The 7,427-nt window shown below is 59.1% G+C and carries 7 protein-coding genes; all 7 read left to right on the forward strand.

Annotation, left to right across the window (positions count from 1 at the left end; all coding sequences use genetic code 11):
* Window positions 1-143: 143 nt before the first annotated feature.
* Window positions 144-614, forward strand: coding sequence for a hypothetical protein (locus tag G7Y51_RS12720; protein WP_165178055.1), 471 nt, complete (start codon window positions 144-146; stop codon window positions 612-614).
* Window positions 611-760: a hypothetical protein gene (locus tag G7Y51_RS12725; protein ID WP_165178057.1), complete on the forward strand. Its 150-nt coding sequence runs from the start codon at window positions 611-613 to the stop codon at window positions 758-760. Before G7Y51_RS12720 ends, G7Y51_RS12725 begins: the two co-directional genes overlap by 4 nt.
* Entirely contained in the window at window positions 753-1,022 is a 270-nt protein-coding gene (gene icmT / locus G7Y51_RS12730) for an IcmT/TraK family protein (protein WP_165178059.1), read from the forward strand. Before G7Y51_RS12725 ends, icmT begins: the two co-directional genes overlap by 8 nt.
* A 658-nt stretch (window positions 1,023-1,680) precedes the next feature.
* On the forward strand, window positions 1,681-2,262 hold the full coding sequence (locus G7Y51_RS12735) for a (2Fe-2S)-binding protein (protein WP_165178061.1): 582 nt from the start codon (window positions 1,681-1,683) through the stop codon (window positions 2,260-2,262).
* Window positions 2,259-3,563, forward strand: a complete 1,305-nt coding sequence (locus G7Y51_RS12740) for a cytochrome c (protein ID WP_165178063.1) — start codon at window positions 2,259-2,261, stop codon at window positions 3,561-3,563. Before G7Y51_RS12735 ends, G7Y51_RS12740 begins: the two co-directional genes overlap by 4 nt.
* 95 nt (window positions 3,564-3,658) lie before the next feature.
* Entirely contained in the window at window positions 3,659-6,592 is a 2,934-nt protein-coding gene (locus G7Y51_RS12745) for a molybdopterin cofactor-binding domain-containing protein (protein ID WP_165178064.1), read from the forward strand.
* A 356-nt stretch (window positions 6,593-6,948) separates the two neighbouring features.
* Window positions 6,949-7,320: a hypothetical protein gene (locus G7Y51_RS12750; RefSeq protein ID WP_165178066.1), complete on the forward strand. Its 372-nt coding sequence runs from the start codon at window positions 6,949-6,951 to the stop codon at window positions 7,318-7,320.
* The last annotated feature ends 107 nt before the right edge of the window (window positions 7,321-7,427 follow it).

Below are 7,427 nucleotides of genomic sequence, written 5' to 3' on the forward strand. Positions count from 1 at the left end.
GGTTTCAAAATTTCCCAAAGGCCATCAGATATATCGTGGCGACGGTGAGCTGGTATCATTCATCCTCCCAGGTTGGTAGAGAGGAAGTAATTATTATTCAGCAACTGTCAATTGACGACGCACCCTAGCGTTTCCAGGTTGACGTGTCCAAAAAGCCCGCTTCGCAAAAACTGGCCGCGCTGGAGCATCTGACCCGAAACAACTCCGTTTCCGCGCAGATCAAATCCGGCCAGTCGGATTATGATTTCGCCCATGAAATCGAGGAAGCGCGCGGCGTGCGCCGTCGCTATCGCGGCAACGCCACGCCGGTGGCGGACGGGTATTCCACAGGCGTCAAAATCGTCTTCCGCGCCATTCCCTCCCTGCCGTCCGCTCTGGAAGACCTGCATGTGGAACAGGGCATCCTTGATCACGCCATGCCGTCCAACGGTCTGGTGCTGGTCACGGGCGTGATGGGGGCGGGCAAGTCCACGCTGCTTTCCAGTCGGCGGCTGATTGTCTCGCAACGCCTGCTCCCCTTGCCGGACAAGAGCGGACGTATCGCCCTGCGCGAGTATCTGCCTTCACCCCGGAGATTCGGGAAACCCTGCTGGATACGCCGCTGGAACGGTTGATTCTGAAAACCGAAGAATTGCTGGCCGTCTCAGGCCAGAGAATACAGGACGCCGCACAAGCCGCCTATGAAGGCGGCAGGCTCGCCAGAGAAAACTATCTGGCGATTCTGGCGGAACGCAAAGGCAAGGAGGCGGTCAATGGCTGACCTTCTCTGGCGCGACACCGCGCTCACGCCCAAGATCTTCATTCTGGACGCCCGCGCCGTCTTTCCTCTGGCTCTCTGGTTGTTCCATTGGGCCTGGTGGACAGCGGCCATTGCCGTCGCGGCAATCCTCGTCCTTTACCTCGTGCAGTGCACCGGCATGACGCCGCTTGCCTGCTTTCGCGTCATCCGCGTGGCCTGCATGGGACGGCGGCGGGAAACAAGAAACAATGAAGACCAGTGGCGCAAACGCTGCCGCTGGTGACGAAAACCATTTGAGGTCAATTATGCCCAACGAAATCATCAACAGCTAAGGGCTACCCCTAAAGGACGGAATCAAAACCTTTCGGACCACGGCGCAAGCGTGCCTGTCGTCTCCGTCAGGCGAGACGGATGGCGGATCGAGCACAATCTTTGCGGATGCGCTCCGTTGCCGCCGGGGCCGCCCCTCCCGGCTCGCGCCCCTTGTGCCGGGAGAAGGCGCGGCACTCATAGAGCCTGATTTGCCGGATATTTTCAAGTCAAAAGATGTCGCAGGGCAGGGCGGACGCATAAGATGCGGCAGCCCCGTGTCGTATGGGCCTTAGGGTCAGCCCTCAGTACATTGCTTGCTGCAAAGCAGCCTTTTTCTCTGTGAAGTGAATCTTATAAACTATTATTTTATCGTAATCTTAATATAGATATTGCTATTTTTGCAAAAAGCTTCTAGATTCCATTTTGAGACTGGTCAGCATCGTGTCTGATTGCCATCAGAATTTTGCATAGTGCTGCCAGGTGTTTCAAGAGAGAATAAAAAGTAGCGCATGGCAAACTCATTGGAATAGTATGCCATGATCACTGCAATTGAGGCCGCCAAACCGTCTTCGGAAGCACAGCATACGGTTATGGGTTTTCACTTATACAAAAAATGGAAAGGCACTCTCATGAGTAATGAAAACAGAGCTCCTCAAATCGAAAAAAAGCCATTGAGCCTGATTGTAAACGGCAAGAAGGTCGGCCCGCTCGATGTGCCGGTCGGGATGCCGATGATCGATTTTTTACACCAGTATCTCCATTTGACGGGCACGCATTTCGGCTGCGGGCAAGGCGTCTGCCATGCCTGCACGGTGGTGGAAGTCCGGCCGGACGGAAGCCTTGTCGATACCCGGACCTGCATTGCCAACGCCCATTCCTTTGCCGGCAAGACGATCATTACCATTGAAGGCCAGGCCAAAACGGACGCGGCCGGAAAGGTGACGGAACTGACGCCGATCCAGCAGGCTTTCATCGAAAAATTTTCCTTCCAATGCGGCTATTGCACCTCCGGCTTTGTCGCAGGCGCCACCGCTTTCATCGATCGGCTGAAGCGCGAGCCGGTCAGGCGGGACGAACTGGAGAGCGCCATTGAGGAGGCGCTCAACGACCATATTTGCCGCTGCACGGGCTATGTGCGGTATTACGAAGCCGTGCGCGACGTGGCGCTTGCCACGCCGGGCTGCGTGCTTGATTCGAAGGAGCGGCCATGAAACGCACTGCGTTGCGCAATTCACTGCTCGTCGTCATCGCCGTGCTTCTTGTGGTGGCGCTTCTCATTCTGGCCGGGCTGTTTCGTTCCTCCAGCGTGGCCCCGCAGGCGCGGCAAAGCCTTTCGCCCGACCAGATGCGGGCGCTGATCCCGCGCGGCCGCGAACTGGCCCTGGCCGGAGACTGCTTCGGCTGCCACTCCCTGCCGCAAGGGCCCATGGGCGCAGGCGGCCTGGCCATAGCCACGCCCTTTGGCACGTTGTATTCGACCAACATCACGCCAAACAAACAGTACGGCATCGGCAACTATACGCGCGCCGATTATCACCGCGTCATGCGGGACGGCATTGCGCCTGGCAACCGCAATCTCTACCCGGCCATGCCCTTTGTCTTCACGCATATCATGACGCCAGAGGACATCGACGCGCTCTATGCCTACAACATGAGCATTGGGGACATGCCGGTGCCCAACAAGGCCAATACCGGCGTGTTCGTGCTGCCTGTGCGCTCCTTTATGAATTTCTGGACGCTCGTGAATTTCCCGGACCGCAAGGCGCCGCAGAATGATCAACGCTCCGCCGCCTGGAACCGGGGCGCGTATCTCGTCGAAGGTCTGGCGCATTGCGGCGCCTGCCATTCCCCCCGCAACTTCACGATGGGCGTCGAATTCTCCCGCGCCTTGCAGGGCGGCGAGGTGGATGGCGCGGCGGTTCCCGATATTACCGCCGCAGCGCTTGCCGGGCGCGGCTTCGATGTTCCCACGCTGAGCGCCTATCTCGCCACGGGCATGGCCCCCCAGGGCACCTCGTTCGACGGCATGTACACGGTCACGCACTTCTCGACCAGCGCCATGGAGCCAAAGGACGTCAAGGCGACCGCCGTCTATCTGCTCACCGGCAAGGACGGCAGGACGCTCGCTCCGGCAGCGCCTCCCGCGCCGCTGCCGCAAGCCGATGCGACAAGCGGCACGCCCCTGGCCGCGGGCCGTCTGGCCTATATTGAGTCCTGCGCGGGCTGCCACGGGATGAACGGGCAGGGCATTCCCCATGTGGGTCCGGCCATGAAAGGCAATGCCACGCTGGCCATGGCCGATCCGCAGACGCTCATCAAAGTCGTTCTCAACGGTATTCCCACGCAGATCTTCAAGAATGGCGAGCGCATGTACGCCATGCCACCCTTTGCGCACCGCATGGATGACGCCAGGATCGCGGAGCTTGTGAGCTGGATCCGGGCGGAATGGGGCGGCCAGGCCGCGCCGGTGACAGCCGGGCAGGTGAGCGCGCAGGAAACCGCTGTAAAATGAATGAAATGACGCAGGGGCCGTCGCAAGGCGGCCGCGTCGTTTTTCCTGACCTTTGCCGTCTTCGACGCACAGGGTTTTCGGATAGGAGAAAGATAATGACAATTGATATTTCGCGCCGCAATTTCATCAAAATCGGCACCATTGCCGGCATTTCCGTGTTGATCGGGCGCTTGCCGACCGCGCATGCGCTGGAGGCGCATTCGGGCCCCAGCGCTCCGGGCTGGCTGTCGCCGGACGGCAAGGCGCGCTACCGGTGGGATGCCGTACGCAAGGTGACCGGACAGAAAGAATTCGCCTTGGACTTTCGCGCGCGTGATCTGCCCGGCTGGCCCAAGGAGCAGGCGCACGCCTTCTTCATCAAGGCGACGCGGGCCGACCGGATTTTTGAAGGCGTTGATCCGGGCATTCTGGGGCCCGATTTGCAGCCCGACCGCCTTGTGCTGCATGAGGATCTGGCCCGCGACGGCCTGACTGTCCCGCAGCCTGAGGGTTTTTCGGCCGAGTTTTACGGCAAAAATTTTCTGGTTCCCGCAGGGCAGACCCCGCCAATGATCGGGCATCCCGTGGCCCTGCTGGTATATCGCGACTTCGACAGATACGAGGCAGCCAAGCGCATGCTGCGCTTTGAAACAAACGTGGTGAAATACGGCGCGGTCACCGGCCCGAAGACTCTGCCCAACTATGGCGCGGCACGCTATGTGCGCATCGGCGGCAGCAGCCCCACGGCCTCATCGGCGTTTTCGCCCATGCAGGATGCGGTTATCTGGGGCGCTTTTGACGGCGATAAACCGGTTTGGCCGCCGGACAGTCCCACAGGCGTTTTCGTGCCCGCCTGCGTGAGAAGGAAAAACCGAGGCGGCGGCGGCGTGCGTGATCCGCGTGCGGTGGCGCGCGAAACCTATGAGCCCATGCGGCGCGGCATGGCCGCGGCCGCGGAAATCGAAAAGGCCATTGAAGCGGCGCGCCATGACAGGAGCAAGCTGGTGCTGGAGCGGCACGGTTTCTCGCAATCCATCGACCCCAGCGCCCTGGAGCCGGACAACGGCAATGCCTGGTATGACGCGAAAACGCGCACCCTGCACCTGATCACTTCGACGCAGTCGCCGTACGAGGTCGCCCGCGCCGCCGCTGTGATGGTCAAGGACAATACGCGCTTCCCGGTCAAGACCATCAAGTTGCTGACCGGAACAACGGTCGGCTATGGCTCCAAGGATCATTCCATCTTTCCATTCTATGCCGTTGCGGCGTGCTTTTACGGCGACGGCCTGCCGGTGAGGCTGGCCAACAACCGCTATGAACAGTTTCAGCTCGGCATAAAGCGCCACTCCATCGAAATGGACGTGACCATTGTGGCCGACCGTCAGAGCGGCAGGTTTGAAATCCTGAAAGGCTTTTACAACCTCAACGGCGGCGGGCGCGCCAATTTCTCCTTCTCGGTGGCGCAGGTGGCCGCAACGGCCGCGCAGTCGATTTATTATTTTCCCAAATCCGATCTGGCGACCATTGCGCTGGCAAGCCGCGCGGTGGAGGCCGGATCCATGCGCGGCTACGGAACCCTTCAGGCAATGAGCATCACGGAGCTGATGGTCGATGAAGTCGCGGCAGAGCTGGGCATGGATCAGATCGAGCTGCGTCGTCGCAATGCCCTGCAGGCCGGGTTTGAAAACTCCCAGGGCGCGCAGCCGCAGGGCGAACTGCGCAACATTGCCATACTCGATCTCGCGGCAAAGCATCCGCTGTGGGTGAACCGGCACAAGGCCAAGGCGGCATTTGACAAGGCCAACCCCGGCAAACTGTACGGCGTGGGCTTCGCGCAGGTGCAGAAGGATTACGGCACTGGCGCGGATACCAGCGCGCTGGCGCTGCAATTCGATGCTGACGGCACAATGCGGATGCGCCATTGCGTGCAGGAGATCGGCAGCGGCGCGACCACGGCGCAGCAGGTCATTGTCCGCGAGATGCTGGGCAAGGCGCCCGATTTCGTTGAATTCGGGGTCACGAAATTCGCCGAATTGCCGGTTGTCAGTAATTGCTCTCCCTACGCAAGCACGCAAAAAGAGCAGGATGAACTCCAGAAGAATCCTTACTGGGTGCCGTTCGTGCTGCCGGCCATGAGCGCTTCCAACAGCGCGTATTTCATCGGCTTTGCCACACGGCAGGCGGCCCGCTTTCTGTTTGAGAACACGCTCTGGCCCGCGGCGCGCGCCATCTGGAGCGAGGGACCGAGCGGCGGGCAGATCGCCGGCGGCTTCATGACTGTGGACAAACTGCGTGTGGTGGAGGGTGGCATCGGCGGCGACGGCCTGGAAACCCTGCCCTTTGAGCGGCTTGCCCGAAAAGCGCACGAGCTGGGGCTGGTGACCGGGGTTGCCTTGCACTGCTTCAGCCGCTGGGAATGGGCCACGGCCACATTCGACATTCCGACCGTCGGTTCCGTTGAAATGCCGGCGGATGCGCTCTCCGTGAGGTACGGCGATGGCGCTCCCGCCACACTCAAGCGGCGTATGAGCAACGGCGGGTACCATTTCATCAGGAGAAGCCGCGTGAAGTTTCCGCCGGTGCAGCGCAATGACGCCGGCGTGACGACCTACACGCCCGCGGGCTGCATCGTGGAGCTCAACGTCAATACCTTCACGGGCGAGGTGAAACTTATGCGCCACCATTATATACTTGACCCCGGCAGGGTGATTGTGCCCGAACTCGTGTCCGGCCAGTTGCAGGGCGGTTTGGCCATGGGCATCGGCCATGCCCTGATGGAAGAATTGCCGCTTTACGAAGACGGGCCGGGCAACGGCACATGGAACTTCAACCGCTACACCCTGCCGCGGGCCAGGGATGTGGCGGTCTGGAATCAGACGGTCGAATATCTTGCGCCCCTGTCCGAAAGCTCGCCGCCAAAAGGCATGGCGGAATTGGCGATGATCCCCATTGTTGCGGCCATCGGCAACGCGATCACCCATGCCACCGGCAAGCGCTTTTACCGGCTGCCCGTGACGCCGGAAAAGATCAGGAACGCTCTGGCTTCGTAAGCCGCGCCAAAGCCTTCCGGCTGGAGAGAAGAGCGTGAGGCCCGCGTTTATGCTTCCGGGAACCTGGAGCGTTGAGCTGATTTCATGAGAAAACGCTCTACGCGCCGGAAAATGAGAAAGGGAACCAACGTTCGCTGGTTCCCTTTGTGAAAAAAACTTGGAATTTCTGGTCGGGATGAAAGGATTTGAACCTTCGACCCCTTGAACCCCATTCCGAGCATACTATCTTAACTCTCTTTTTCAATTTTCCAGATTTTCCTTGCCAGGCAAGGAGATTAGGCATACAAGACCTTAACACCTCCTAACCGTTTTTCCCCTTCTTTTGCTTTAAAATGTGGGGCCATTGTGGGGCCAGAATGAGCAGAGAGAAGAAACCTACCTCATATCCCGGTGTCAGATACCGCGAACACGCGACTCGAAAACACGGGGTACGCCAAGACCGCTATTTTTTCATCCGCTACCGGGTAAACAGTCAACTTAAGGAAGAAGGCGCAGGCTGGGCTTCTGAAGGCATGACTGCCGAAAAAGCGAGCAAGCTCCTTGGTGAGATTCGTGAGAACATCCGTCTTGGAGCCGGGCCGCAATCCCTGACTGAAAGACGCGAACAGAACGAAGAAGCCAAAATCCGCGAGCAGGAACGCGCACAACGTGCCCAACGGCAATCTGTCCTTTACGGAAAATTCTTCGAGGAGGAATATTTCCCCACCACTAGAGCATTTTGCTTTTAACTTTTTACATATCCACAGGATTTAAACCATCCTTCAGCGTCTTTTTGTGTGATACAACTTAATGCTTTTCCAATGGATTTATACAGTTCATCACATGTTTTTGCTTT

This window comes from Desulfovibrio sp. ZJ369 (genome assembly GCF_011039085.1).
Taxonomy (GTDB): domain Bacteria; phylum Desulfobacterota; class Desulfovibrionia; order Desulfovibrionales; family Desulfovibrionaceae; genus Desulfovibrio.